The following is a 24,461-nucleotide window of genomic DNA, read 5'->3' as shown; positions in this document are numbered from 1 at the left end:
GACTACCAATCGAAGTATGCTTCGGGCGATGAGTCAACCGCCGAGCGTCGTCATCACGGGCGCGTCGCGTGGCATCGGCCTGGCCTGCGCCGCACACATGTATCAGCTGGGCTGGCGTGTTGTGGCCGCGGTCCGCTCACCGGATACCGCACTCGCGGCTTTGCGAACTGCGACCGGCGCACTCACCGACGATCCGCGCATGATCGCCATCCGCCTGGATCTGACCGACGCCTCGACCATCGTGTCCGCCGCCCGGGCCATCGAAGCGGCGGTGGGATCGCCGGACGGCCTCGTCCACAACGCGGGCATCGCCGCCGCGGGTTGCTCTGAGGAACTGCCGATGGATGTGTGGAAGCAGATGTTCGCCACGCACGTGTTCGGGCCGGTCGCGCTGACCAACGAGTTGCTGCCGGGGATGCGCTCGGCAGGACGTGGCCGCATCGTCGTGGTCTCGAGTCAGGCCGGCGCCCGCGGGCTGCCGGAGACCACGCCGTACTCGGCCGCCAAGAGCGCACTGGAACGCTGGGCCGAGGGGCTCGCGAACGAGATCGCCCCGTTCGGGCTGGGTGTGACGGTGTTGGTGGCCGGAACGTTCGACACCGACATGATCACCGACGAGAGTCCGGTGTACCGCGACGAAACCGGACCCTATGCCGACCTGCACGCCCGGATCGACCGGAACGGCCGTCGGGCGGTCCGACTACTCAAACGGCACCCTCGGCGATTCGCACCACGGCTGGCCACCGCCCTCACCGAGCGCGCTCCGTTCGCACGGCACGGCGTCGGCCTCGATGCCCGGACGAATCTGATCGTCAACCGACTACTGCCCGTACCGCTGCTGCATCAGGTCGGCCGGCTTTCGCTCGGTCTGCCGCGACACGGATCGCTGCGCAATGCCACTGTCCATGACTGACAACCGCCGGCGAGTGAGATGGGAAGTGCGAGTTGGACTTCGACCCGTACTCCGATGAGTTTCTGGCCGACCCGCACAGGGTCTACCGGCAGCTGCGCGACGACTCGCCGGTGTATTACAACGCCGAACTCGACTTCTACGCGCTCACCCGGCATGCCGATGTAGCGGAGGCCTACCGCGATCACAGCACCTACTCGTCGGCGCGCGGCTACGACCTCGCCATGGTGAAATCAGGTGAGGTGCCGCCCAACCTGATCTTGTTCATGGATCCACCGGACCACCGTCGAATGCGTGCGCTGGTCAGCCGCGCATTCACCCCGAGAGCAATCTCGAATCTGCGCGAAACAGTGGTCGGCATCGTGCGCAAATACCTCGGTGCGGCAGAACCCGGCCGATTCGACGTGGTGCAGGACTTCTCGGCCCCGTTCCCCGCGGAAGTCATCACCCAGATGGCCGGGGTCCCGGCCGAGTCGGCGCAGCGGGTGCGCAAGCAGGCCGAACAGACGATGAGTTCGCGGGCGGGCGACGACGACTTCACGACAACGCTGCTCGAGGTCTTCGGCTTCTACCACAATCTGGTGCAGAACGCCGGCTGCGACCGGGCGACGACATGATCAGCACCCTGATCGGCGCCGAGGTGACGCGAGACAACGGCGAGGTGAGCAATCTCGACGACCTCGAGATCGCGAGCTTCATCATGCTGTTGGGCGGCGCCGGCGCGGTGACCGTCACCAAGCTCATCGGCAGCACGATTGCGCTCCTGGCAAAACATACCGACCAATGGCAGCGACTGCTCGACGACCGCACGAAAATCGTTGCAGCAGTAGAGGAAGCGCTCAGATTCGACGGCCCCATCCTCTACAACGTCAGGTGCACGCTCAACGAGGTGACGCTGCACGGGGTGACGATCCCGCCGAACAAACCCGTGCTGCTGTGCAACGCCTCGGCCAACCGGGATCCGGAGGCCTTCGCCGACCCGGATCTGTTCGACATCGACCGCGACAGCACACGGGCCCAGCATCTGGGCCTCGGATACGGCGTGCACAGTTGCCTGGGCGCCGCTCTGGCGCGACTGGAAACCGCGGTCGCGCTCGACCACCTTCTGGACTTCATGCCGCGCTACCAAGTCAGCTGGGACGACTGCGTTCGGGTGAATTCGTCACACGAAGCCGGCTGGTCCCATCTTCCGGTCAGGGTGTTGTGACAGGGCAAAACCTTGTCCGGAAGATCGATCCGCGCTAGCGTTCTAGCGTTTCGAAGCGTTCACAATCACCGTTCAGACGGAGTGATCACCATCGACGATTACCACAGCACGAAGCGGTCCAAGAACGACGGCGGCCCGGATGACGGTGAAGCACCCGTCATCGTCAGCTTGGTCGAAGCGGCGATGCAGATGTTCTCCGCCGCCATTGACGCACTGCCCGACACCAGCGACCCGGAGTTCTCGGGTCGAGCGAATGTGATCCTGTCTGGTCTGCGCAAACTGCAGACCGCACTGACCAAGGCGGCGACGCGCGGTCGCGCGACACCGTCGGTCATCGTGTCGCTCAGCGGAGTTCGGACCCGTTACGACGACCTGATGGCGCTGGCTTCCGAAGCGCCGGGGGCGACCTTGGGTCAGCAGCTCTACGTCGTCCGGCGGCGCTCGAAGCTGTCGGCGCAGGAGACCGCCAACGGCGCCGGGCTCACGCCGGAGCTTCTCGACGCCATCGAGGCCGAGGAGACCCCGACCGACGAAGAAGCGGCCCGGATCAAAGAGCTGCTCGCGGCGCTCGGGGGCTGACGCCTCAGCGCTCGCCCGGTGCGGGATCACCCATGCCTGACCCGTCGTCGGAGCCGCGCTCGCCGGCGGTGCGGGCACTGACCGTCGCCCTGGTGTCGACGGCCGTGCTCGTCGGCGGTGTGTATCTGGCGATCGACCGGCTGCATGCCTCGGCGAACGACGCCGTCGAGCACCCCGGCCCGCCGGCCGACGACGCGCGGACTCAATCCGAGGTCGTCGAGCAGGCTCGCGACATCGTCGCTGTCGCCCGACTGCGCCGGCCCACCGCGGGCTACCTACTGATGTCGTGCAAGAACCGAGACGATCCGCCGTATCAGGGCGCCGTGTACATGAACTTTCAGCTGCCGTCCGACATCACCGCCGAGCAGTACCTGCGCGACGCATCCGCCGCCTTGGCCGCGCGGGGCTGGCGGGAGGGATTGCCGTCCAATCAACACCTCGTCGAGCGAAACCTGTCGAAGGACGGGGTCAACGCGGTCCTGTATTTCGATGCCGACACACCGACCCAGGGTGTGGCCCGCATCTACGGCCAGTGCCGCGACGTGACCGACCATCGCGGCGCCAAAGCAGGGTGGGTCGACATCACCGACCGGCTGCACTGAGCCGGCCCCCGACAAAAAGACTGCGCCCGACGGATCACCGTCGGGCGCAGTCTTTTTCAGATGTCTAGCTGGAGTGCGCGCCGAGCGTGCCCTGCAGATCACCCTTCATGGCGTTCAACTGCTGGCCCCAGTACTCCCAGCTGTGTGTGCCGGAGGGCGGGAAGTTGAAGACGGCGTTGTGACCGCCGGCCGCGGTGTAGGCGTCCTGGAACTTCTTGTTGCCACCGATCATGAAGTTGCTCTCCAGGAACTTAGCCGGCAGGTTGTCGCCACCCAGTTCGTTCGGTGTGCCGTTGCCGCAGTACACCCAGAGCCGGGTGTTGTGGGCGACCAGCTGGCCGACGTTGACGGTGGGGTCGTTGCGCTGCCACGCGGGGTCGCTGTCGGGCCCCCACATGTCTTCCTTCTTGTAGCCACCGGCGTCGCCCATCGCAAGACCGATCGCGCCCTGCCCGGTGGACGGGCTGAGGTATCCGGACAGCGAACCGGCGTAGACGAACTGCCCCGGGTGGTAGATCGCCAGGTTCATTGCCGACGACCCCGCCATCGAGATGCCGACCGCGGCACTGCCGTTGGCCTTCACGCTCTTCTGCGCGGACAGATAGCCCGGCAGTTCGCTGGTCAGGAACGTCTCCCACTTGTAGGTCGAACAACCGGCCTTGCCACACGCCGGGTTGTACCAGTCGGTGTAGAAGCTCGACTGACCACCTACCGGCATGACGATCGACAGGCCGGAGTTGTAGTACCACTCGAAGGCCGGGGTGTTGATGTCCCAGCCGTTGTAGTCGTCCTGGGCCCGCAGGCCGTCCAGCAGGTACACCGCCGGTGAACCGCTGCCGCCGCTCTGGAACTGGACTTTGATACTGCGACCCATCGACGCCGACGGGACCTGCAGGTACTCGACAGGAAGCCCGGGCCGGGAGAATGCATTGGCTGTCGGCGCTCCACCGACAAGGCCAATCAGCCCTGGTAGGGCGGCTGCTGTTGCGCCGGCGACCATAAGTCGCCGCGCCCAGCCGCGCATCTTGTCGCTTACATATGCCATATCAGGCCCCTTGTCGACGGCGTCACGCACTACGGCAAAATTTACAGTGCGGCTGTCCATATGTCGATTAAGACGCAAAGGTGTGGCGAATTCGCAGCAACGCACACGACCTGCGCGGAGCCCTTGCCAGAGGCAACTCTCGGCTGATTCTGGCAAAACTTCGGGGGTCGGCAGCCCGGGTGAGCCGCTCGTCCCCGGGTCGCAATTGGTCGCGATGACCGCGTAGGGTCACCCGAGGTAGACCGACGAGACCACGCAGTCCCGGTCCTTCCGCCGCCCGCGAACCAGCGCATCTACTCACCTGGTCGCCGGTTGCGGCGCACGGGCTCAGGGTCGCGATTGAGGTGCAGACTTGGACACGGTAGTTGGACTGTCGCTGACATCGACGTCAGTCGGATGGGTGCTGGTGGACGGCCACGAAGCCGACGGCGCCATCCTCGACCACGACGACTTCGACGTCGACCCCACCGCCGGCTTGCAGGCGGTGTACACCTCCGAACAGGCCAGCGCAGCGGTGTTGGACGCGCAGTCCGCGGCTGCCGGGTTCGATCAACACCTGCACGTCGTCGGCGTCACGTGGAGTGATGCATCAGCCGCCGAAGCGGCGTTGCTGGTGGAGTCGCTGACGGACGCTGGATTCGACAACATCGTCCCCGTCCGCCTGCACGATGCGTGCGACATGCTGGCCCGTGCCATCGCCCCGGTCGTCGGGTATGACCAGGCCGCAGTGTGCGTACTCGACGGCGATTCGACGATCGTGGTGATGGTCGACGCCGAAGACGGCGAGCCCCAGACGGCTGTCAAGCAGCTGGCCGGCGGGCCCGGGCATCTGATCCTCTGGCTGACCGCGTTGTTCGACCGTAGTTCCTGGCAGCCGGGTGGCGTCGTGATCGTCGGCGCCGCCGACGAGGTCGGCGCGCTGTCTGCGCAGCTGCAGTCGTTGCCCGTCCCGGTGATCACCCAAGTGGGCGCGGAGCTGGCACTGGCGCGGGGAGCCGCGCTCGTATCGGCGCAGAGCACCGAGTTCACCGACACCGAGATGCTCGAGACCGTCAACAACTGGCGGCAGGACCACGAGGCGGGCCAGCGTCGCTCCTATGCCGGTGCGGTCACCATGTTGGCCGCCGGCGCGGTCACGTTCGTGGCGTCGCTCTCGCTGGCGCTGGGCCAGCATCTGGTGCCCGTCCATGCCTCAGAACCAGCCCGCCCGGTGGCGCACATCGCCGCCCGCGCGCCGATCGCCGAGGCTCCGGCTCCGCCACCGGCCGCACCCCCCAAACCCGCGGCCCGTCCGGCGCCGAAGCCGGCACCCGTTCAGGAGCCGATCGTCGAGCAACCGGTCGTGGCGCAGGCGCCGGTCCCTGTCCCGGCAGCGGCTCCGGTTGCGCCCGTGCCGCCCCCTCCGGTCGCACCGCCGCCACCGCCCGAGCAGCCCAACCCGCATCCCCTGCTCACCAAGCTGCTGCAACGCCTGCACGGGCAGGACCCCGACCAGCAGCCGCCGCCTCCGCCACCCGGAGCGCCGGCCCCCTAACCTGCGATATCCCGTGCGATTTCGGCCGCGACGGTGAGCACGGCGAGATGCTGGTCGACCGAGGCCAGCCCGGCATTCATGGTGTTGACCGAAACGTGTGACGCGCGCGCGTCGGCCCAGGTCCGCAGACCCTCGGCGAGATCGTCGGTGCTGCCGGTCCACGAGACCTGACCCTGCATACCGATGAGGGCCGGATCCCGGCCCGCCGCGGTTGCCGCCTGCGCCACCAGCTGCCGGGCCCGCTCGAGCTTGGGTCCCGGACCTACCATCGGAAACCAGCCGTCGCCGAGTCGGCCGACCCGCTGGAACGCGGGGGGTGAGGACGCTCCGAACCACACCGGAATCGGCCGCTGGACCGGCAGTGGCGCGATGCCGGCGCCGGTCACCCGGTGATAGCGGCCGTCGAAGGTGACGCTCGGCTCGGTCCAGAGCTTGCGCATCAACTCGACCTGCTCGTCGCAGCGCTTGCCGCGGGTCGAAAAGTCTTCTCCCAGAGCCTCATACTCGACCTTGTTCCAGCCGAGGCCGACTCCGAGGCGCAGTCGTCCGCTGCTGAGCAGGTCGACCTCGGCGGCCTGCTTGGCAACCAGCACGGTCTGACGCTGCGGCACGATCACGACTCCGGTGACCAGCTCGAGAGTTCTGGTGACCGCCGCCAGGTAACCGAACGTCACCAATGGCTCGTGGAAGGTGTCGTGCATGTCGTACGGGCCGGTCCAGCCGGCGTGTATCGACGTGTCGGCACCCACCACGTGGTCGTAGGCGAGCAGGTGCGCGAACCCGAGCCCCTCGACCTGCTCGGCGTATGCCCTGACAGCGCCCGCGTCGGCGCCGATCTCGGTCTGCGGGAACACCACGCCGATCCGCATCGTGATCCCTCCGTCAGGCCCGCTTGGCGCGTTTCGCGGTGAGGCTCACCACGACGTCATCGGCGACCTTGAGCGAGCCCAGTAGTTGCGAGTACGGCTTGATGCCGAAATCCGACTGGCAGACCGTGGTCTCGCTGGACAACCACCAGTTGGCTCCCTGGTCGTCGGTGCGCACGTCGACGACCTGGTCCCGGGACGAGCCGTGGATCGTCAGCGTGCCGGTCAACCGGTAACCATCTTCGGTCTTGTCAATAGTGTTGGCCTCGAACGCGATTCGGGGATGGCGCTTCGCGTCCATCGTCCTCAGCGCGTTCCTGCGCACCAGGATCTTCTCCGGTCCGGAGAGCGGGGTGACGCCGCCCTTGCCACGGACGACCTCCAGTGATGCGGTCTCGACGGTCAATTCCGCCCCCACGAGCTCGTCGGCCGCCCACCGCGCCGTCGCTCGCCAGTGCCGCATCGCCAGCGTCAGCCGATGTCCGATCGCGGCGGCCGGGCCGACGACGCCGGTGTGGATCAGCAGGTCACCATCGGAGCCGTCGAGGCTCCATTCGGCGGTGGGGATGCCTCGGGTCAAACCGTCAACACAGTGCGGTAGTGGGCGCGACCCTCTTCCAGCGCCGCATAACCCTCCGCGGCCTGAGACAGCGGAAGCTCTTGGATCCAGGCCCGCACCCCGGTCTGCACCGCGAAATGCATCGTGTCCTCGATCTCGCTGGCAGTGCCCGACGGGTGACCGACGACGCTGAGCCCCGGCGTGATCAGCTGCAGCGGGCTGATTGGCAACGGCTCGGGCGTGACACCGATGGTGATGAGCTCGCCGAAGGGGAGTAGCCCGCCGACGGTGGCAGCCATCGCCTTCGAGGCTCCGGCGGTGCCCAGTACCACCGCCACGCCGCCGAGGTCGTTGAGCGCCTCGGCAACATCACCGTCGCTCGCGTCGACGTAGTGGTGCGCTCCGAGTTCGAGGGCGTCCTCCTTCTTGGCGGTGCCGCGGTTGATCGCGATGGTCTCGAAACCCATTGCCCGGGCGAATTGGATTCCCAGGTGGCCGAGACCGCCGACACCGAGGATCGCCACCCGGTCGCCGGGCAGCGCCTTGGTGTGTCGCAGCGCGTTGTAGGTCGTCACGCCCGCGCAGCCCATCGGCGCGGCCTCGGCGTCGGAGAGCTCCGCGGGGATGCGGGCCAGCGCCGTGGCGGGAACCGTCGCCGATTCCGCATAGCCCCCGGGGTAGTGCCAGCTCGGCACCTTGCCGTTCAAACAGGTGATGAACTGACCCTTGCGACACTGGGCGCAGTGGTTGCAGTTTCCGCCGAACCAGCCGACAGCCACCCGGTCGCCGACGGCGAATTCCTCGACACCCGGCCCGATTTCGGCGATGGTGCCGGCAATCTCGTGTCCCAGGGTGAGCGGCCAGGACAGACCCGGAAAGTCACCGGACACAAAGTGGGCGTCGGTCCCGCAGATACCGCAGGCTTTGACGCTGATGCGCACCTCTCCGTGACCCGGCGGTGTCGTCTCGACATCCGCGAGCTCCAACGCTGCGCCCGCGGACTTAACGTGAACTGCTTTGTGTGACGGCATATTCGCAGCCTAGTGCGCGACAGGGTGTTTGGCCGCGGCATCGCTGTGGTAGTCGACCTGCCAGTGTTTGATGCCGTTGAGCCAGCCCGAGCGCAACCGCTCCGGTGTGCCGACCGACTCCAGATTGGGCATCGCGTCGGCGATCGCGTTGAACATCAGGTCGATCGTCATTCGCGCCAGGTTGGCCCCGATGCAGTAGTGCGCACCGGTCCCGCCGAAGCCGACGTGGGGGTTGGGGTCCCGCAGGATGTTGAACGTGAACGGGTCGTCGAACACTTCTTCGTCGAAATTGGCTGACCGGTAGACCATTACAACCCGCTGACCCTTCTTGATCTGCACTCCGGACAGCTCGTAGTCCTGCAGCGCGGTCCGCTGGAACGAGGTGACCGGGGTGGCCCATCGAACGATCTCGTCGGCGGCGGTCGCGGGACGTTCCTTCTTGTAGAGCTCCCACTGGTCGGGGAAGTCGGTGAAGGCCATCATGCCCTGGGTGATCGAGTTGCGCGTTGTCTCATTACCGGCAACAGAGAGCAGGATGACGAAGAATCCGAACTCGTCGTCGGAGAGCTTGTGGCCGTCGACGTCGGCCTCGATCAACTTGGTGACGATGTCCTCGCCGGGGTTCTGGGCACGGTCGGCGGCCATCTGCATGGCGTACATGATCAAGTCGACCGACGCGGTGATGGCATCGTTGGTTTCGAATTCCGGATCCTGGTCGCCCACCATCTGATTGGACCAATGGAACAGCTTCATCCGGTCCTCCTGCGGCACACCCAGTAACCCGGCGATGGCCTGCAGCGGCAGCTCGCATGACACCTGCTCGACGAAATCGCCGGACCCGTGTGCCGCCGCGTTCGCCACGATGTGGCGGGCCCGCTCGCGCAGGTCGTCGCGGAGTTGTTCGACAGCCCGGGGTGTGAAGCCGCGCGAGATGATCTTGCGCAGATGGGTGTGCTGCGGGGCGTCCATGTTGAGCAGGACGAACTTGCCCCGCTCGATCTGCTCGCCGACGGTGCCGTCCTTGTAGCGCGGCAGCGCGGTCTTCTGCAGGCTGGAGAACACGTCGCTTCGTCGCGAGATCTCTTTGACGTCTTTGTGTTTGGACACCACCCAGTAGCCGCCGTCGTCGAATCCGCCCGCGCCCAGCGGTTGCTCGTTCCACCAGATCGGCGCGGTCCGTCTCAGCTCGGCGAGCTCCTCGACCGGGAGGCGTTCGGCGTGGACATCGGGATCGGTGAAATCGAATCCGTGTGGAAGATTCGGAGTCGGCATCGGTGGCACTCCTAGGGTGGGAACGGCTTGCAATACGAGGCGTTCTGGCTCAGTAAAGCACCGCGACAGCCGAGACGGAACGGCCTTCAGCCGATTGCCGAGGGACGAAATGGAACGTGTTCTCGCGGCATTCTGCGATGAGTTTCGGCGCGATCCGCGGTCTGGACTACTGCCGGCTACCAACCACGAAAGGCCTCACCCATGCGCATTGTCGTCAGTGACTTCATCAGCCTCGACGGAGTAGTGCAGGCGCCCGGCGGTCAGGGCGAAGACGACGACGGCGGCTTCCGGCATGGCCGGTGGTCGATGCCGTACTTCGACCCGGACACCATGGGGCCGGCAGTCGGCGAGCTGATGGACGCCACCGAGGCGCTGGTGTTCGGCCGACGCACCTGGCAGGCGATGGCGGCGGCGTGGCCGGACCGGGCGGGTGACCCGTTCGCCGACCGGATGAACGAGATCCCGAAGTACGTCGCGTCCCGAACGTTGAGCGAAGAGGACCTGAGCTGGCCCAATTCGACGCTGCTTTCGTCCGACGACGCGATCGGAGCTGTCCGCGACCTGCGGGCGCGCGACGGCAAGGTGATGCAGGTGATGGGCAGCCCGTCACTGGCCGCGCAATTGGTGTCCCACAACCTGGTCGACGAGTACCGGCTGATGATCGAACCGATCCTGCTGGGTGGCGGCAAGCGGCTCTTCCCCGACGACGGTGCCGTCCACGCGCTCGAGCTGGTTTCGGCGACCACCACCGCCACCGGCGTCCTGATCTGCACCTACCGGCCCGCTCGGCACTGAGCGGACCGTCGGGCGAAACAGCCTTGTGGCACCCGGGGTACTGACTATGCTTGCCTCCAGTCGCGGGCTCACAGAGTGGCCCGGTGACGCAACATCGAAGGTGGGTCATGATTCGCGAACTGTTCGTCGCCGCTGCGATCACCGGCGCCACTGTCGGCATGGCGCCGGTTGCCCTGGCCGACAACGGGCACTTCGACGGCGACGTGCCGGGGATGAATTACGACGCATCGCTCGGCGCGCCCTGCGACAACTACGAGCGGTTCATCTTCGGGCGCGGCCCCGGCGGTCAGGCCGAGGCGTGCCACTTCATCATCAACCAGTTCCCGGCGGCGCAGACGGGGTACTGGGTGATCACCTACCCGCTCTACGGGGTGCAACAGGTCGGCGCCAAGTGCGAGAACCCGCGCGGGTCCTCGGCTCAGAGCCCCGACGGGCAGCCGATGCTCTGTACAGAGCATGGTTGGCAGATCGGTCAGCTGACTGGCGGCGGAGCCCCGAACGGCCAAGGTGGCGGGTTCCCGTCCGACACCAGCATCACGCACTTCCCCTAAAGACTCAGGAGACAGCCATGGCCTTCAGGCCGAAAGACGCAATTGACGCCGCCCGCGACATCGTCACGAACGCGGTCGAGCGGTCCGCGGACATCGTCGAGAACGCCGGCCACATCATCAAGGGCGACATCGCCGGTGGCGCGGGCGACATCGTGCACAACTCGATCGACATCGCCACCTACGCGGTGGAGCGCACCAAAGAAGTCATCACCGGCGCCGTCGACGACGAGTGATCAGACCGACGCGGCCTCGTTCAGCTCGTCGAGCTTGTTGGTCGCTTCGAGGTATTCCTGCACCCAGCGCTCGATGACGGTCGCGGTCTTCTCGACCTTGGAGAACTGCCCGACGACCTGTCCAACCGGGTTGAACGCCACGTCCACGGACTCGTTGGGGTAGCGGTTCGTCGCGCGCACCGCCATACCGGAAACCATGTACTGCAACGGCATTCCGAGCGGCTTCGGGTTGTCCGGCGCCTCCCACGCTTCGGTCCAGTCGTTGCGCAACATCCGGGCCGGCTTGCCGGTGAACGAGCGGCTGCGCACGGTGTCGCGGCTGCCGGCCTTGACGTAGGCCTGCTGCTGCACCGGGGTGTTCGACGATTCCTCGACCATCAGCCACTGCGACCCGGTCCAGGCCCCTTGGCAGCCCAGCGCCAGCGCCGCGGCGATCTGCTGGCCGCTGCCGATACCGCCCGCGCCCAGCACCGGGACCGGTGCGACCTCCTTGACGACCTGCGGCCACAACACAATCGAGCCCACCTCGCCGCAGTGACCGCCGGCTTCACCGCCCTGCGCGATGATGATGTCGACGCCGGCGTCGGCGTGCTTCTTCGCCTGCGAGGGCGAGCCGCACAGCGCCGCGACCTTGAGCCCGGCTTCGTGAATGTGCTTGATCATGTCCGGCGGCGGGGTGCCCAGCGCGTTGGCGATCATCTTCACCTTGGGGTGCGTCAGCGCCACCTCGACCTGGGGGGTGGCCGTCGCCTCGGTCCAGCCCAGCAGCTGCAAGCTGTCGCCGTCGCTGTCCTCGACCGGCACACCGTGGTCGGCGAGGATCTTCTTGCCGAAGTCCAGGTGATCCTGCGGCACCATCTTGCGCAGCGACTCGGCCAGGTCCTCGGCGGACAGTTGGGAGTCCATGCCCTCGTATTTGTTCGGAATGACGATGTCGACACCGTACGGGTGGTCGCCGATGTTCTCGTCGATCCACTTGAGCTCGATCTCCAGTTGCTCGGGAGTGAACCCGACCGCCCCCAGCACGCCGAAGCCGCCGGCCTTGCTCACCGCGACGACGACATCGCGACAGTGCGTGAACGCGAAGATCGGAAACTCGATGCCGAGTTCGTCGCAGATGGAAGTGTGCATGCGCGAGATCCTTTACCTGGTTGCTTACAGCGGCGTAGGCGAACTGGAACGTGTTCTAGTTTAGTACGGAACAGGCATGCTGGACCACCCGGGTGAAAGTGCGCAATTTGCGGGGCCCCGCGGGCCGAAGGTGGAACAGGTTCTAACCGCGGAATCTACTGCTGTAGCGTGACGCGGCATGGGACGCGTGGACGGAAAAGTTGCACTGATCAGCGGTGGCGCTCGGGGGATGGGCGCCGCCCACGCCCGGGCCCTGGTGGCCGAAGGCGCCAAGGTCGTCGTCGGCGACATTCTCGACGATGACGGCAAGAAACTCGCCGACGAGATCGGGGAGGCCGCCCGCTACGTCCACCTCGACGTCACCCAGCCCGACGAGTGGGAAGCCGCGGTGGCCACCGCGGTTAACGATTTCGGCAAGCTCAACGTGCTGGTCAACAACGCCGGCATCGTCGCGCTCGGCCAGCTGGGTCAGTTCAACGTGGACAAGTGGAACAAAGTCATCGACGTCAACCTCAACGGCACCTTCCACGGCATCCAGGCCGTCGTCGAGCCGATGAAGGCCGCGGGCGGTGGCTCGATCATCAACGTCTCGTCGATCGAGGGACTGCGCGGCGCCGTCATGGTGCACCCCTACGTCGCGTCCAAATGGGCCGTCCGGGGGCTGACCAAATCCGCCGCCCTGGAATTGGCGTCGCAGAACATCCGGGTCAACTCGATCCACCCCGGATTCATCCGCACCCCGATGACCAAGCACTTCCCGGACGACATGGTCACCGTGCCGCTCGGCCGTCCCGGTGTCTCCGAGGAAGTGGCCAGCTTCGTCCTGTTCCTGGCCAGCGACGAGTCGTCGTATTCCACCGGCGCCGAGTTCGTCATGGACGGCGGACTGGTCAACGACGTCCCGCACAAGTTCTGACCGCCGACGCGCTTCGCCGCTAGCGGCACTTCGCGATCACGGTTTCGGCGAACCGCTCGATGGCGGCGCGGCAGCCGTCCCGGTTGCCCGGTTCGACGCCGTCGCGCATCCACGGCGCACACATCACCGCGGTGATGCCGAGATCTTCGGCGCGCCGGAACAGGTCGACCGACGGCACCTCGAGCAGTGCCAGCATGATCTCGAAAGGCTCACTGGCGCGGCCGTATTCGTGCCGTAATGCCGTCAGCTTCCGGACGTAGCGAACCGCGTCGTCCCACCCGTACGCGGTGCCGACCCAGCCGTCGCACAACCGCGCGGCGCGGCGCAGCGCCGTCTCCGATTCGCCGCCGCACAGGATCGGCACCGGAGACGGTGGATGGGGCTCGAGCATCAGCTCGGGCACCTGGTAGTAACGACCGCTCCAGGACACCCAGCCGCCCTGCCACAGCGCCCTCAGCGCCGGGATCATCTCGTCGAGCCGTCTGCCCCGGTTGCCGAAATCCTGCCCCAGCAGGTCGAATTCCTCACGCATCCAGCCGGCGCCGACGGCCAGCGACACCCGGCCTCCGGAGATCACCGATGCGGTGGCCACCTGTTTCGCCACTTCGACCAGTGGTCTGGACGGCGCGACGTAGATGGCGTTGGAGAACCGCAATTGCCGGGTGGTCGACGCCATCGCACCGATCATGATCCACGAATCGGGCCACGCCGTTTCGGGCTGCCACGGCGGCACCCCGGCCGGTGACGGGTACGGCGACGTCAGGTTGCGCGGGTAGATCAGGTGATCGGCACAGATCACCCCGTCGTAGCCGGACTCGTCGAGCATGCGGGCGATCGCCAGCGCGTCGACGGTGTCCATGAACGGTGTGCCGGACCAGAATTGCATCAGGCCCCCTTCGGGGCTGACCGCGTCGCACTGATGTACTGCGAATGCATGATCTCGTCGATTTGCATGTCGACCCGCGACGGCGCCCGGCCGTATTCGCGCTGCAGTTCCGGGTTGGTCCGTACCGGATCGACCGCCCAGCCCTGAGCGGCAAGCGATTGTGCGGGACTGGTTTTCGTGGCGTCGTCGTAGGTCAGGGTGGAGAAGTTCACCTCGCCGGACACGTTGAGCCCGGGGTAGCTCGCCTCCAGCGCCGTGAGCCGTTCCTGGTCGAGACAGGAGCCCAGTGCCCCGATCGCCAGCCGGCTGCCCGGCGCCGAGAGTTCGGTGATCCGGCGCAGCAGCGTGTCCTGCGCCTCGCCGGTCAAGTACGGCAAGATGCCCTCCACCGACCAGGCGCTCGGCTGTGCAGGGTCGAAACCCTGCGCCCGCAACGGTATTGACCAGTCGCCGCGCAGATCCGCGGCAACGTCACGCCGCTCGGCAGCGGGGCTTGCCCCATGCTCCTTCATCACCGCGGTCTTGAACTCCAGGACCCTCGGCTGGTCTATCTCGAATACGGTTGTGCCGCTAGCCCATTCGAGTCGATAGGCCCGTGAATCAAGACCGGCCGCCACGATAACCGCCTGACGGATGCCTTGACCCGCAGCGGCGACGAAGAATTCGTCGAAGAACCGCGTCTGGACGCCGTACAACCGGGGAAAGGTCGCCGCGCCCTCGGTTGCACCAGGGGCGGCCAGAGCGTTGTTCAGAAACGGGTCGCCGGAAGCCACAATGAAATGCCTGGCGTAGTCATCGCGCACCAGAGGTTGATCACCCGCCGCATGCAATGCTCGCCAACCCGCGACCAGTAAAGCGGTGTAGCCCACGCTGGTGACGATGTCCCAGGTGTCGTCGTCGGTTCGGTCGCCCGCCCACTTGTCAGTCATCGAATCTCCTTGTCACAGTTCGAGAAGAACGGTCACCGGGCCGTCATTGACGAGTTCGACGCGCATGTCGGCGCCGAAGAGCCCGGTCTCGACGTGCGCGCCCAGGCCCCGCAGCGTCTGCGCGAACTCCTCGACCAGCGGCTCGGCCAACGCGCCCGGCGCGGCGGCATTCCACGATGGCCGCCGCCCCTTGGCGGTGTCGGCGTAGAGGGTGAACTGACTGACCACCAGGATCGGCGCGCCGATGTCGGAGGCGGAGCGCTCGTCATCGAGAATCCTGAGTTGCCAGAGCTTTTCAGCGAGCCGTCGAGCCTTGACCGCGTCGTCGTCGTGGGTCACCCCGACGAGTGCCAGCAGGCCCTGGGTGGCGGGCTGGATCGCGCCGACCACCCGGCCGTCCACCGACACCGCTGCCGATGCGACCCGTTGCACCAGAACCCGCATGGCCCGATGCTGCCATGGCGCCGACGCCGCGGGGCCGTGGGTACGCTCGCTAGATGTCAGTGCTGGTCGCGTTCTCGGTCACGCCGCTCGGAGTCGGCGACGGTGTCGGCGAGATCGTGGCCGAAGCCGTCCGGGTGGTCCGGGCCTCCGGGCTGCGGAACAAGACCGACGCGATGTTCACCGTGATCGAGGGTGACACCTGGGGTGAGGTGATGGCGGTGGTGGAGCGTGCCGTCGAGGCGGTAAAGGCGCGGGCCGATCGGGTCAGCGTCGTGATCAAGGCGGACTGGCGATCCGGCGTCAGTGACGCGATGACGAGCAAGACCGCGTCGGTCGAGCGGCACCTGTCCACGGAGCCGGACACTCGCGCCTAAGGTCGTAGCAGTGAGCGCACGCGCAGGCATTGTCGTCACCGGCACCGAAGTCTTGACCGGGCGGGTGGCCGACCTCAACGGTCCGTGGCTGGCCGAACAGCTGCTGGAGCTGGGCGTCGAACTCGCCCACATCACGATCTGCGGCGACCGCGCTTCCGACATCGAGGCCCAGCTGCGCTTCCTGGCCGACGAGGGTGTCGACCTGATCGTCACCAGTGGCGGGCTCGGACCGACCGCCGACGACATGACGGTCGCCATCGTCGCGCAATTCAGCGGACGCGAACTCGCGCTGGACGTCGAGCTGGAAAACACCATCGCCGAGATCTTGAAGAAACTGATGTCGCGCCTGGGTTCCGGCGATTTCGAGTCGATCCGCGCCGCCAATAGGAAGCAGGCGATGGTCCCCGTCGGGGCCGTGGTGATGAAACCGGTCGGCACCGCGCCCGGCGTCGTCGTTCCCGGTAAGCCGACCATCGTCGTCCTGCCGGGTCCGCCGCGCGAACTACAGCCGATGTGGAAAACAGCCGTGCAGGTCCCCGAAGTGCAGCAGGCGATCGCCGGCCGCACGGTGTACCGGCAGGACACCATCAGGATGTTCGGACTACCTGAATCCGGGCTGGCCGAGACTCTGCGGCAGGCCGAGCACGACGTGCCGGGATTCGACGCGCTGGAGATCACCACCTGTCTGCGCCGGGGTGAGGTCGAAATGGTCACCCGTTACGAACCCGGCGCCGCCGACACCTATCGGGAGTTGACCGAGCTGCTGCGGGAGCGCCACAGCGCGCAAATCTTCTCCGACGACGGCTCGCGGGTCGACGACCAGATCGCGCAGCTGCTGACCGGACGCCGGATCGCGACAGCCGAGTCGTGCACCGGCGGCCTGCTGGCGGCTCGACTCACCGAACGACCCGGCTCGTCGGCGTATGTGGCCGGGGGACTGGTGGCCTACGCCAACGACGCGAAAGCCGAGTTGCTCGGGGTGGACCCGGCACTGATCGAGGCACACGGCGCGGTATCCGAACCGGTGGCCGAAGCGATGGCCGCCGGGGCGCTGCACCGCTTCGGTGCCGACACGGCTGTGGCGATCACCGGGATCGCCGGGCCGGGTGGGGGAACGGCGGACAAGCCGGTCGGCACCGTCTGTTTCACCGTCGCGCTGGCGGGCGGCGCACCCTCGACCCGGACAATTCGGCTGCCCGGAAACCGTACCGACATCCGGGAACGATCGACGACGGTCGCCATGCACCTACTGAGAGAAGCGCTGAGCGCGGCCGCCAACCACCGATAACATGACCCGGGTGTCCTACCTGCTTCGGCCATTTGCGTTGGCGTGGCGTTACTGGCCGCAGATAGCGGCGTGCTACCTGGTAGGGATGCTGGCCCGGAAGGGTGCGGTGGAGTGGGCCGCCTACGTCGGCCACGACCACGCCTTCTGGGCCGCGATGATCATGCCGTTCGCCGGGCTGGCCACGCTGGGGTCTTACGTGGCGATGTTCCTGGTGGTCCGCCCGGGGGTGCCGGTGTTGGCCGACCTGCCGACGCCTTCGCTTCGCAGCGCCGACCTGTTCTCTTCGATCGTCGCGCCGTTTTTTGCGATCTACCTGGCGTGGCAGCTGTTCAAGGAGGACTGGCTGGCCTACATGGCGCGTTCGCTGGATTACCAGATCGAAGAGGCGTTCAGCGGCGCGGCCACCCATGCACTGCAGGTGCCAAAGACCACCTTTTTCGTCATCGGCGGAGCGCTGATCATCCGCTACCCGTTGCGCTACTTCGCCGGCCGGCTACCGCGATGGCTGACCGCGGTACGCATCTACATCGACTCGCTCTGGATCTTCCTGGTGCTGAGCTATTCGCTGTCGGCCGGATTCACGTTTCTGGTCAACCCGGCCGGCTGGCTGGCCAAACGTCGAATCGTGGTGTGGTTCACCAGCACTCGCGCCGAGCTGTTCAGCCACGTCAAGCCCCTGCAGGTCGGCTGGCACGGCCTGACGTGGACGGTGAAGACGGTGTTCGGCGGTGCGGGGGTGCCGCTGATGTGGCTTGCCGTCATCGGCATCGTCTACGGGGTCTCGACGCAGGCCGACTGGCGCGCCGCGGCGCGCCGAACGGTGGGCGAGCGCAGCGCGGTATTTCTCGAAAAGTTGTTGCCGGCGCGACGGTTCGAGCGGAGTTGGTCGGTGATGCCGACGTCGCTGCGCGGCAAAGTGTCCGACTACGCGAAGTCGAAGACCGGGCGGTATCAGCCGATCGTCGACTCGGCCAAGCTGATCCTGCACGGCGGTCCGGTCGCGCTGGCGTGCTATGTACTCGCGTATGTGGTGCTGGCTTGGCTCGACGTGGTGGGCAGCTTTTACGGCCCGTCGAACAATCACGGCTACCTGGTCCGCGGTATGGAATGGGTGATCGGCCCGCAGGACTGGGGTTTCTGGACGTCGTTCATGCCGACGCTCGACCTGATATCCCAACTCATTGTGGTGCCGCTGCGCATAGCTCTGATTGCCACCGCGTTCGGCTACTGCTGGACCCATGCCACCCGGGCGCAGCTGGCCGAGCAGAACGCGCGCCTAGAGGGCGATGCGCAGCAGGATGGCGGAGTTCGCGTCGGTGATGTCGACGGCGGTGGGGGTGGCGTCGCTGGGCAGCAGGAAGTTGAACTGCACCGGGCCGGGCTGGCTACAGAATGGAGTGGCACCTCGGCTGACGGGGTAGGAGGTCCCGGAGTTCGTCTGGTCTCTCCACCGCCGCCGCCCGTCGGTGAGGAAACCGACGCACAGTTGGGGGCCGGGGCTACCCGTCCGCTCGATGGTGACGACGGTTAGCACCGCGCCTTTCGGTATCGACGGCCGGTAGGGGCTTTTCGGCAGAGTGCCGGTGCGGTGGACCGCGCCGAGATGCCAGGACTGCCCGGACAGTTCCGCGCTGCCGCCGCGTCCGATGACGCGCTCCGGCTCGACGGTTCGCCGATACGACGACCACTCCGGGTACAGCTCGACCACGCACAGCACGACCAGCGCGGCGACGACGACCGCGAGACCGATCAGGTTCCGGACCCAGAGTCGGCTCATTCGGCCGGACCGATCACGGAGGGCTTCACGGTGACGAAGTCAGCGCGCGCCGGGGGTTGGCTGTCGAGATCGACCACGATGCGACTGGTCAGCCGTTCCTCGGCGTTGGGCCACACTCGCAGTTGAAACGGCTTGGCAACTGACGGCTGGATCAGCTCGGGCGCCACGTCGAACACCCAGTAGCCGTGCTGCGGCAGGCCCGGGTCGATCCGGACAGCGAAGCCAGGCGCGGGGCGCAGGGACACCAGATAAGTGTTGGTGCCCAGCACCAGATCGGCCGACACCAGCGTCGACGACTTGTCCGCCGAGACCGTTGCCTCGACCACCAGCCACAGTCCCGCCGCCGACATCGTGCTCGTGGAATGCGGGCCGAGAGGGAATTTGGCCTTCGGTGCAATCCGAACCCCGGTGGCTGTGACGGCCAGTGCGCGCCCCCGCACCTGGCTACCCAGCTTGCCGTGTACGTCGAACGGCGCGTAGATCTGGGTCGGAACCGGCAGATGGTGCCACAACATCGCGGCAGCGGCGACCAGCACCGCCGTCAGCGGCAAGACTGCGCGACGCGCGAGCCTGTCGCGAACGCTGCTCATCGCTTCACCACCGGCAAGGTGATCTGCGCGGAGCTGGTCTCGCTGGACAGCCAGTCCTTGCCGTACGTCACGATCATCTCCCGCAGTTCTTTCTTCCAAACCCGCAGCGTCACAAGGGAACCGGGCTTGACCTCACCGTTCGGCAGCTTCCAGACGAACAACAGATCGTCGGATATCTTGGGGCCCAGCGACGAGACGATCGACGCGTCGGCGATCCGAAATGCTCCGACGTACTCCTTGTGCGGCTCCCGCAGGTCGAACTCTTCGTCGCGCGCGCCCATGCTCAGTCCGCCACGGATCGGTCCGTCGTTGCGGACGGTGCTCGCCACCGCGAGGTAGTCGTATCCGGGCTTGGCCGCGGCGACCACGTGTTTGCCCGCACGAATCTCGTCGAACAGCAGCGCCCTCTTGACGGTGAGGGTGAATTCGCCGTCGCTGTAGGGCTGGCCGACGTTGAACACGACCGGTTTGGCGTCCACGTCATCCAGGCCGCCGAACAGTGCGGCCACCGCGATGATCGCGCCCGCGACCAGGTGCCACAGCTGCGGAAGTTTCAGCTGAGCCAGTTCGCCGCGAATGAAGCCTTTGAGGCCGCCGGACATACCGCTGAGCCTATCGGCCGTCCACCACGCCGGTCGCACTACTTTCGCTACTGCCGAAGCGGATTCCGGTGGCGTCTTTGCCGATCGCCGTCAACACGGCGACCGCTATCAGCACGGGACCGATGGTCGCGGCCAACGCGAAGGGGTAGCCGCGGGTCTCGGCCAGCCGCTCCTGAATCGGCAGGTTGAACGCCGCCAGCAGGTTTCCCAGCTGGTAGGTGACACCGGGATAGAAGCCGCGAATGGCATCCGGCGACATCTCGGTCAGGTGCGCGGGGATGACACCCCAGGCGCCCTGCACGGCGAACTGCATCAGAAACGAGCCCAGGCACAGCATCGCCGCCGAATGCGAGTAGGCGAACAGCGGCACGATCGGCAAGCCCAGCACCGCGCAGAACACCACGGTGTGGCGTCGACCGTAACGCTGGGACAGCGATCCGAAGATCAGCCCGCCCGCGATCGCACCGATGTTGTAGGTCACCACAATCCATTTCGCGGTCGCGTGCGACAGCCCAGCCCCCGCGTCGTGGGTGGCCGACAGAAACGTCGGATAGACGTCCTGGGTGCCGTGACTCATCCAGTTGAACGCCGCCATCAGCAGCACCAGGTAGACGAACCGCCGGACAACAGCGGCGTCCCGCAGGACATCGCGAATCCGGGTGCGCGTCAACTTCATTCGGGCTTGCTCGGCTTCCCAGACCTCGGATTCCTGCACGCGGTAGCGGATGATCAGGCTGATGAACGCCGGAATGACGCTCAGGCCGAACAGCCAGCGCCAGGACAGCCCGAGCTGATCGACCACGAGCAGCGACGCGACCGTTGCCAGCAGATAGCCGAAGGCGTAGCCCTCCTGCAGCAAGCCGGAGAAGAATCCCCGGCGTTCCACCGGGACCTTTTCCATCGCAAGCGCTGCGCCCAAACCCCATTCGCCGCCCATTCCGATCCCGTACAGCAGTCGCAGGACGACCAACACGGTGAAGTTCGGCGCGAAGGCGCACAGGAATCCGACCACCGAGTAGAAGATCACGTCGACCATCAGCGGGAGGCGCCGACCGACCCGGTCGGCCCAGAGTCCGAACAGCAACGCACCCACCGGGCGCATCAGCAATGTCGCGGTGGTCAGGAACGCGACTTCGGCCTTGGTGTGGTGGAACGTTTTTGCGATGTCGGCATAGACGAGGACCACGAGGAAGTAGTCGAAGGCGTCCATCGTCCAGCCCAGCAGTGCGGCGATGAAAGAGTTGCGCTGATCTTTGGTGAGCGGCTGGTTTGCAGGCACTCGCACCGTTTACCACATGGCGTGCGACGGTGTTGGTCGCACACCGGAATTCACTTCTCTTCGATGCTGTCCCACAACTCGATCATCGTGCGCAGGATTTCTTCGGCGAAACCGAGACCGGCGAGATGACTTTCACCGGGCAGCGTGTAGAGCTCCGCGTCGGGCAGCCCGCTGACGACATGCTGCCCGTGGGCGAACGGGACGATGTGGTCGCGGTCGCCGTGCCACCAGCGGACCGGGATTTTCACCTCGTCGAGTCGAAAGCCCCAGTCCTTGGCGAACACGACGATGTCGGCGAACGGCGCCGCCAACTGTTTACGCGACCCGTTGAGCAGATCGTCGAGGAACATCGCCTTGAACTCCGGCCGTACCAGCAGCCGGCGATCACCCTCGGGGGACACCCCGGCATACAGGTACAGCGCCGGCTCGGCGACCGGCTTCAGCAGCCGGATGAAACCGGCCGCCGCCAGCCGGATCGGAAGCCCGGCAACGGACAACAGCGGCGCAACGTAGGAGCCGAGTGCCATCAGTCCGCCGCCGATGGCTTCGGGACCGACGGTCGGCGCCACCCCGCCCAGCACTCCGACGGCGATCACCCGCTCGGGCATCGCGGCGGCGCAGGCCAGCGTGTAGGGACCGCCCCCGGACAACCCGATCACGATCATCTTGTCGATGCCCAGCGTGTCGGCGGCCGTCCGCAGATCGTCGGCGAAAGCAAGGACGTTTTCGTATTGATGGGGGGTCGACGATCCGATACCCGGCCGGTCGATTCCGATCAGGCGAATGTGATGGTCCTCGGCGTAGGCGCGGGCCTCGGCCGGAATCTGCCGACGAGCGCCGGGAGTGCCGTGCAGCCAGAAGATCGGGCGCCCCTGCGGATCGCCGAATTCCGCGAAACCCAGCTGACGGTCTTCGCCGACCGCGATGTTGCCCTCCAGCTTGGGGCGAGCAATCGAATATGCCATTACGGCAGTGTTACACGGGCCCGTGGCGCGGACGCGGGTTACCCGCGTTCTGGCACGACGAAGACAGGGCTGCCGATCAACCGGGAGCGCACTACTGTTGTCGAGTCGACGCTGTTACCCATAACCTCTTCCGAGCAGCTGTCGGAGCGGAAGTGTTGGCGGCCTGTCGCGGACTGAGCCGACACCATCAACGAGTTGAGGGGTTATGGGCGAATTCGATCAGCACGAAGGTGAAGCGCAGACCATCGTGAACCTTGCCGACGCGGCGATGCACATGTACCGGGCGGCCATCGACTCGCTGCCGTTTCCCGAAGACAAGAAATTCCACAAGCGGGCCGAGATCGTGCTCTCCGGTATGCGCAAGCTACGCGCCGCGCTGACCGAGGCGGCAAGCCACAGCAGGCCGTCTCCCACCGTGATGATGGCGCTCAGCGACGTCCGTCGCCGCTACGACGATCTGATGGAGCGCGCGGCCGACGCGCCCGGATCAACTCTGGGACAACAGCTTTACAACGCCCGCGTACACGCGAAGCTGTCCGCGCACGAGGCGGCCAACGGTTTCGGGCTGCGGCGTGAACTGCCCGACGAGCTCGAGCAGGGCGGTACGCCCACCGCCGCGGAGACGCCGCTGGTCGAACAGTTGATCGCGGCGATCCGGGTGGTGGCAGGGCTGGACGAAGGTGAGTTCGAGGCCGGGCCGCCGGCCGCCGAGGAGCATGTCGACGGCCACGACGGCACCGACTGGGACGAAGGGCTGGCCCTCAACGGCGCCGCCGACGAGGCGCACGCCGCTCACTAGGGGCCGGTGTCAGCGGATCGGCAGACCAGTCAGCGCCCGGCCGATCACCAGTCGCTGAATTTCGCTGGTGCCCTCAAAGATCGTGAAGATCTTGGCATCTCGGTGCATCCGCTCGACCGGGTAGTCGCGGGTGTAACCGTTGCCACCGAGAATCTGAATGGCCTCATCGGTGACGTACACCGCGGTCTCACTGGCGTAGAGCTTCGCCATCGATCCCTCGGCTGATGTGAACGCCTTGTTGTTGCGCTGCATCCAGCTGGCCCGCCACACCAGCATCCGGGATGCGTCGATACGGCTCTTCATGTCCGCCAATTTGAAAGCGACAGCCTGGAATTCGGCGATCTTGCGACCGAACTGCTCGCGCTGACCGGAGTATTCGAGCGCGTACTCGTAGGCGGCGCGGGCAATGCCCAGAGCCATCGCACCCACGGTAGGACGGGTCCGCTCGAAGGTCATCATCGCGGCCTGACTCGAGGTGCGATGCCCTTCCTTGATCCTGGCGATCCGGCCCTCGAATTTCTCGCGGCCGCCGAGAATCAGCTCACCGGGCAAGCGGACGTCGTCGAGCACCACCTCGGCGGTGTGCGATGCCCTGATGCCGTGCTTTTTGAACTTCTGGCCCTGCGACAGGCCTTTCGTTCCGGGCGGCACGATGAACGTCGCCTGACCCCGGGTGCCCAACTCGGGTTCGACCGACGCCACCACGACGTGGACGTTGGCGATTCCGCCGTTGGTCGCCCACGTCTTGGTTCCGTTGAGGATCCACTGGTCGGAGGCTTCGTCGTACTTGGCCCGGGTGCGAACCGCACCGACGTCCGAGCCGGCGCCGGGTTCTGAGGAACAGAACGCCGCCAGTTGAGGATCGCCGGGGCTGCCGAACATCTGGGGCAGCCACTCGCCGATCTGTTGCGGGGTTCCGTTGGCGGCCAGGGCGGCCGCCGCCAACCCGGTGGCCATGATGGACAACGCGATACCCGCGTCACCCCAGAACATCTCCTCGAAGACCGTCGGCATACCCAACCCACTGGCCTCGCCGGCCATCTGCGCGAACAGGTCCGGGGTGTAGAGCCCGACCTTGGCGGCCTCTTGAATGATCGGCCACGGAGTCTCTTCCCGCTCGTCCCACTCGGCGGCCGCGGGCCGGATCACCGTGTCGGCGAACTCGTGCACCCAGTCGCGGACTTCCACCACTTCGTCGGGCAATTCCAGCGAAAAGGTCGCGTCCATCAGGCTCCTATCAGGCGTTGCGCCGCATCCAGGTCACGGCCAACGAGTTCAGCCACTGGTAAATACAGTA

The 24,461-nt window shown here is 66.4% G+C and carries 26 protein-coding genes and 1 pseudogene; 13 read left to right on the top strand and 14 right to left on the bottom strand.

Annotation, left to right across the window (positions count from 1 at the left end; genetic code table 11):
• Positions 1-28: 28 nt before the first annotated feature.
• From CYU59_RS11480 to CYU59_RS11465, 4 genes and pseudogenes are all read left to right on the top strand, one after another.
• Positions 29-913, top strand: coding sequence for an SDR family NAD(P)-dependent oxidoreductase (locus CYU59_RS11480; RefSeq protein WP_292989306.1), 885 nt, complete (start codon positions 29-31; stop codon positions 911-913).
• A 32-nt stretch (positions 914-945) separates the two neighbouring features.
• Positions 946-2,117, top strand: a pseudogene (locus tag CYU59_RS11475) (cytochrome P450).
• Between the two features lie 183 nt (positions 2,118-2,300).
• Positions 2,301-2,696, top strand: coding sequence for a hypothetical protein (locus CYU59_RS11470; protein ID WP_363114448.1), 396 nt, complete (start codon positions 2,301-2,303; stop codon positions 2,694-2,696).
• A 32-nt stretch (positions 2,697-2,728) separates the two neighbouring features.
• A complete protein-coding gene (locus CYU59_RS11465; RefSeq protein ID WP_292989303.1) occupies positions 2,729-3,298 on the top strand; it encodes a hypothetical protein in 570 nt (189 codons plus the stop codon).
• Between the two features lie 64 nt (positions 3,299-3,362).
• Here the strand turns inward: CYU59_RS11465 and CYU59_RS11460 are convergent, their stop codons facing one another.
• Complete coding sequence (locus CYU59_RS11460; RefSeq protein WP_292989301.1) at positions 3,363-4,343, bottom strand: alpha/beta hydrolase family protein; 981 nt, start codon at positions 4,341-4,343, stop codon at positions 3,363-3,365.
• Positions 4,344-4,695: 352 nt separating this feature from the next.
• Here CYU59_RS11460 and CYU59_RS11455 point away from each other — a divergent pair, with 352 nt between their 5' ends.
• Complete coding sequence (locus tag CYU59_RS11455) at positions 4,696-5,877, top strand: hypothetical protein (RefSeq protein WP_292989300.1); 1,182 nt, start codon at positions 4,696-4,698, stop codon at positions 5,875-5,877.
• Here the strand turns inward: CYU59_RS11455 and CYU59_RS11450 are convergent.
• From CYU59_RS11450 to CYU59_RS11435, 4 genes are read right to left on the bottom strand one after another with little or no spacing between them, the layout of a single operon-like run.
• The gene (locus CYU59_RS11450; RefSeq protein ID WP_292989298.1) at positions 5,874-6,746 is read right to left on the bottom strand and encodes an LLM class F420-dependent oxidoreductase; all 873 of its coding nucleotides are present in this window, start codon (positions 6,744-6,746) and stop codon (positions 5,874-5,876) included. The two genes, CYU59_RS11455 and CYU59_RS11450, sit on opposite strands and share 4 nt — an antisense overlap.
• A 13-nt stretch (positions 6,747-6,759) precedes the next feature.
• Positions 6,760-7,311 carry a YceI family protein gene (locus CYU59_RS11445; protein ID WP_292989743.1) on the bottom strand — a complete coding sequence of 184 codons (552 nt, stop codon included), beginning with the start codon at positions 7,309-7,311 and terminating at the stop codon, positions 6,760-6,762.
• Positions 7,312-7,319: 8 nt separating this feature from the next.
• Entirely contained in the window at positions 7,320-8,333 is a 1,014-nt protein-coding gene (locus CYU59_RS11440; RefSeq protein WP_292989297.1) for an alcohol dehydrogenase catalytic domain-containing protein, read from the bottom strand.
• Between the two features lie 9 nt (positions 8,334-8,342).
• A complete protein-coding gene (locus CYU59_RS11435) occupies positions 8,343-9,605 on the bottom strand; it encodes a cytochrome P450 (protein ID WP_292989296.1) in 1,263 nt (420 codons plus the stop codon).
• A 201-nt stretch (positions 9,606-9,806) separates the two neighbouring features.
• Here CYU59_RS11435 and CYU59_RS11430 point away from each other — a divergent pair, with 201 nt between their 5' ends.
• The 3 genes from CYU59_RS11430 (at position 9,807) to CYU59_RS11420 (ending at position 11,184) form a co-directional block, all read left to right on the top strand.
• Positions 9,807-10,400 (top strand): dihydrofolate reductase family protein, encoded by a 594-nt coding sequence (locus CYU59_RS11430; RefSeq protein WP_292989295.1) that lies wholly within the window; start codon positions 9,807-9,809, stop codon positions 10,398-10,400.
• Between the two features lie 107 nt (positions 10,401-10,507).
• Entirely contained in the window at positions 10,508-10,951 is a 444-nt protein-coding gene (locus CYU59_RS11425; protein ID WP_292989293.1) for a hypothetical protein, read from the top strand.
• A gap of 17 nt (positions 10,952-10,968) precedes the next feature.
• Positions 10,969-11,184, top strand: a complete 216-nt coding sequence (locus CYU59_RS11420) for a hypothetical protein (protein ID WP_292989291.1) — start codon at positions 10,969-10,971, stop codon at positions 11,182-11,184.
• Here the strand turns inward: CYU59_RS11420 and CYU59_RS11415 are convergent, their stop codons facing one another.
• On the bottom strand, positions 11,185-12,315 hold the full coding sequence (locus CYU59_RS11415) for a nitronate monooxygenase family protein (RefSeq protein ID WP_292989289.1): 1,131 nt from the start codon (positions 12,313-12,315) through the stop codon (positions 11,185-11,187).
• Positions 12,316-12,493: 178 nt separating this feature from the next.
• Between CYU59_RS11415 and CYU59_RS11410 the strand changes: the two genes are divergently transcribed.
• Positions 12,494-13,231: a glucose 1-dehydrogenase gene (locus tag CYU59_RS11410; RefSeq protein WP_292989287.1), complete on the top strand. Its 738-nt coding sequence runs from the start codon at positions 12,494-12,496 to the stop codon at positions 13,229-13,231.
• 19 nt (positions 13,232-13,250) lie between these two features.
• Here CYU59_RS11410 and CYU59_RS11405 read toward each other — a convergent pair whose 3' ends face one another.
• From CYU59_RS11405 to dtd, 3 genes are read right to left on the bottom strand one after another with little or no spacing between them, the layout of a single operon-like run.
• Complete coding sequence (locus CYU59_RS11405) at positions 13,251-14,117, bottom strand: TIGR03619 family F420-dependent LLM class oxidoreductase (RefSeq protein ID WP_292989285.1); 867 nt, start codon at positions 14,115-14,117, stop codon at positions 13,251-13,253.
• Positions 14,117-15,046, bottom strand: a complete 930-nt coding sequence (locus CYU59_RS11400) for a class I SAM-dependent methyltransferase (protein WP_292989283.1) — start codon at positions 15,044-15,046, stop codon at positions 14,117-14,119. Before CYU59_RS11400 ends, CYU59_RS11405 begins: the two co-directional genes overlap by 1 nt.
• 12 nt (positions 15,047-15,058) lie before the next feature.
• On the bottom strand, positions 15,059-15,490 hold the full coding sequence (dtd, locus tag CYU59_RS11395; protein ID WP_292989281.1) for a D-aminoacyl-tRNA deacylase: 432 nt from the start codon (positions 15,488-15,490) through the stop codon (positions 15,059-15,061).
• A gap of 53 nt (positions 15,491-15,543) precedes the next feature.
• Between dtd and CYU59_RS11390 the strand changes: the two genes are divergently transcribed.
• Genes CYU59_RS11390 through CYU59_RS11380 form a run of 3 tightly spaced genes read left to right on the top strand, consistent with a single transcriptional unit; the run spans position 15,544 to position 18,683 of the window.
• Positions 15,544-15,864 carry an MTH1187 family thiamine-binding protein gene (locus CYU59_RS11390; RefSeq protein WP_292989279.1) on the top strand — a complete coding sequence of 107 codons (321 nt, stop codon included), beginning with the start codon at positions 15,544-15,546 and terminating at the stop codon, positions 15,862-15,864.
• Positions 15,865-15,874: 10 nt separating this feature from the next.
• The gene (locus tag CYU59_RS11385) at positions 15,875-17,152 is read left to right on the top strand and encodes a competence/damage-inducible protein A (RefSeq protein WP_292989276.1); all 1,278 of its coding nucleotides are present in this window, start codon (positions 15,875-15,877) and stop codon (positions 17,150-17,152) included.
• 1 nt (position 17,153) lies between these two features.
• Complete coding sequence (locus CYU59_RS11380; RefSeq protein WP_292989274.1) at positions 17,154-18,683, top strand: hypothetical protein; 1,530 nt, start codon at positions 17,154-17,156, stop codon at positions 18,681-18,683.
• Positions 18,684-18,925: 242 nt separating this feature from the next.
• On the opposite strand, the gene CYU59_RS11375 is transcribed toward CYU59_RS11380, so the two are convergent.
• Genes CYU59_RS11375 through CYU59_RS11360 form a run of 4 tightly spaced genes read right to left on the bottom strand, consistent with a single transcriptional unit; the run spans position 18,926 to position 22,365 of the window.
• Positions 18,926-19,519 (bottom strand): hypothetical protein, encoded by a 594-nt coding sequence (locus CYU59_RS11375; protein WP_292989272.1) that lies wholly within the window; start codon positions 19,517-19,519, stop codon positions 18,926-18,928.
• Complete coding sequence (locus CYU59_RS11370; RefSeq protein ID WP_292989270.1) at positions 19,516-20,121, bottom strand: hypothetical protein; 606 nt, start codon at positions 20,119-20,121, stop codon at positions 19,516-19,518. Before CYU59_RS11370 ends, CYU59_RS11375 begins: the two co-directional genes overlap by 4 nt.
• A gap of 10 nt (positions 20,122-20,131) precedes the next feature.
• On the bottom strand, positions 20,132-21,400 hold the full coding sequence (locus CYU59_RS11365; protein WP_363114396.1) for an MFS transporter: 1,269 nt from the start codon (positions 21,398-21,400) through the stop codon (positions 20,132-20,134).
• A 50-nt stretch (positions 21,401-21,450) separates the two neighbouring features.
• Positions 21,451-22,365: an alpha/beta hydrolase gene (locus CYU59_RS11360; RefSeq protein ID WP_292989268.1), complete on the bottom strand. Its 915-nt coding sequence runs from the start codon at positions 22,363-22,365 to the stop codon at positions 21,451-21,453.
• 205 nt (positions 22,366-22,570) lie between these two features.
• On the opposite strand from CYU59_RS11360, the gene CYU59_RS11355 reads away from it, so the two are divergent.
• Positions 22,571-23,164 (top strand): XRE family transcriptional regulator, encoded by a 594-nt coding sequence (locus CYU59_RS11355; protein WP_292989265.1) that lies wholly within the window; start codon positions 22,571-22,573, stop codon positions 23,162-23,164.
• Between the two features lie 9 nt (positions 23,165-23,173).
• On the opposite strand, the gene CYU59_RS11350 is transcribed toward CYU59_RS11355, so the two are convergent.
• Positions 23,174-24,391: an acyl-CoA dehydrogenase family protein gene (locus CYU59_RS11350; RefSeq protein ID WP_292989263.1), complete on the bottom strand. Its 1,218-nt coding sequence runs from the start codon at positions 24,389-24,391 to the stop codon at positions 23,174-23,176.
• Between the last annotated feature and the right edge of the window lie 70 nt (positions 24,392-24,461).

This window comes from Mycobacterium sp. (genome assembly GCF_002863225.1).
Classification (GTDB): domain Bacteria; phylum Actinomycetota; class Actinomycetes; order Mycobacteriales; family Mycobacteriaceae; genus Mycobacterium.
Note: the sequence above shows the minus strand (reverse complement) of the source record. Positions and strands in the feature narration are given on the sequence as shown.

Excerpts from the sequence above, each read along its gene's own strand:
- CYU59_RS11400 (WP_292989283.1), bottom strand. The coding sequence starts at position 15,046 with ATGACTGACAAGTGGGCGGGCGACCGAACCGACGACGACACCTGGGAC.
- CYU59_RS11480 (WP_292989306.1), top strand. The coding sequence starts at position 29 with ATGAGTCAACCGCCGAGCGTCGTCATCACGGGCGCGTCGCGTGGCATC.
- CYU59_RS11405 (WP_292989285.1), bottom strand. The coding sequence starts at position 14,117 with ATGCAATTCTGGTCCGGCACACCGTTCATGGACACCGTCGACGCGCTG.
- CYU59_RS11380 (WP_292989274.1), top strand. The coding sequence starts at position 17,154 with ATGACCCGGGTGTCCTACCTGCTTCGGCCATTTGCGTTGGCGTGGCGT.
- CYU59_RS11355 (WP_292989265.1), top strand. The coding sequence starts at position 22,571 with ATGGGCGAATTCGATCAGCACGAAGGTGAAGCGCAGACCATCGTGAAC.
- dtd (WP_292989281.1), bottom strand. The coding sequence starts at position 15,490 with ATGCGGGTTCTGGTGCAACGGGTCGCATCGGCAGCGGTGTCGGTGGAC.
- CYU59_RS11375 (WP_292989272.1), bottom strand. The coding sequence starts at position 19,519 with ATGAGCAGCGTTCGCGACAGGCTCGCGCGTCGCGCAGTCTTGCCGCTG.
- CYU59_RS11460 (WP_292989301.1), bottom strand. The coding sequence starts at position 4,343 with ATGGCATATGTAAGCGACAAGATGCGCGGCTGGGCGCGGCGACTTATG.
- CYU59_RS11440 (WP_292989297.1), bottom strand. The coding sequence starts at position 8,333 with ATGCCGTCACACAAAGCAGTTCACGTTAAGTCCGCGGGCGCAGCGTTG.
- CYU59_RS11430 (WP_292989295.1), top strand. The coding sequence starts at position 9,807 with ATGCGCATTGTCGTCAGTGACTTCATCAGCCTCGACGGAGTAGTGCAG.
- CYU59_RS11360 (WP_292989268.1), bottom strand. The coding sequence starts at position 22,365 with ATGGCATATTCGATTGCTCGCCCCAAGCTGGAGGGCAACATCGCGGTC.
- CYU59_RS11415 (WP_292989289.1), bottom strand. The coding sequence starts at position 12,315 with ATGCACACTTCCATCTGCGACGAACTCGGCATCGAGTTTCCGATCTTC.
- CYU59_RS11465 (WP_292989303.1), top strand. The coding sequence starts at position 2,729 with ATGCCTGACCCGTCGTCGGAGCCGCGCTCGCCGGCGGTGCGGGCACTG.
- CYU59_RS11450 (WP_292989298.1), bottom strand. The coding sequence starts at position 6,746 with ATGCGGATCGGCGTGGTGTTCCCGCAGACCGAGATCGGCGCCGACGCG.
- CYU59_RS11435 (WP_292989296.1), bottom strand. The coding sequence starts at position 9,605 with ATGCCGACTCCGAATCTTCCACACGGATTCGATTTCACCGATCCCGAT.
- CYU59_RS11410 (WP_292989287.1), top strand. The coding sequence starts at position 12,494 with ATGGGACGCGTGGACGGAAAAGTTGCACTGATCAGCGGTGGCGCTCGG.
- CYU59_RS11470 (WP_363114448.1), top strand. The coding sequence starts at position 2,301 with ATGCAGATGTTCTCCGCCGCCATTGACGCACTGCCCGACACCAGCGAC.
- CYU59_RS11390 (WP_292989279.1), top strand. The coding sequence starts at position 15,544 with ATGTCAGTGCTGGTCGCGTTCTCGGTCACGCCGCTCGGAGTCGGCGAC.
- CYU59_RS11425 (WP_292989293.1), top strand. The coding sequence starts at position 10,508 with ATGATTCGCGAACTGTTCGTCGCCGCTGCGATCACCGGCGCCACTGTC.
- CYU59_RS11420 (WP_292989291.1), top strand. The coding sequence starts at position 10,969 with ATGGCCTTCAGGCCGAAAGACGCAATTGACGCCGCCCGCGACATCGTC.
- CYU59_RS11370 (WP_292989270.1), bottom strand. The coding sequence starts at position 20,121 with ATGTCCGGCGGCCTCAAAGGCTTCATTCGCGGCGAACTGGCTCAGCTG.
- CYU59_RS11350 (WP_292989263.1), bottom strand. The coding sequence starts at position 24,391 with ATGGACGCGACCTTTTCGCTGGAATTGCCCGACGAAGTGGTGGAAGTC.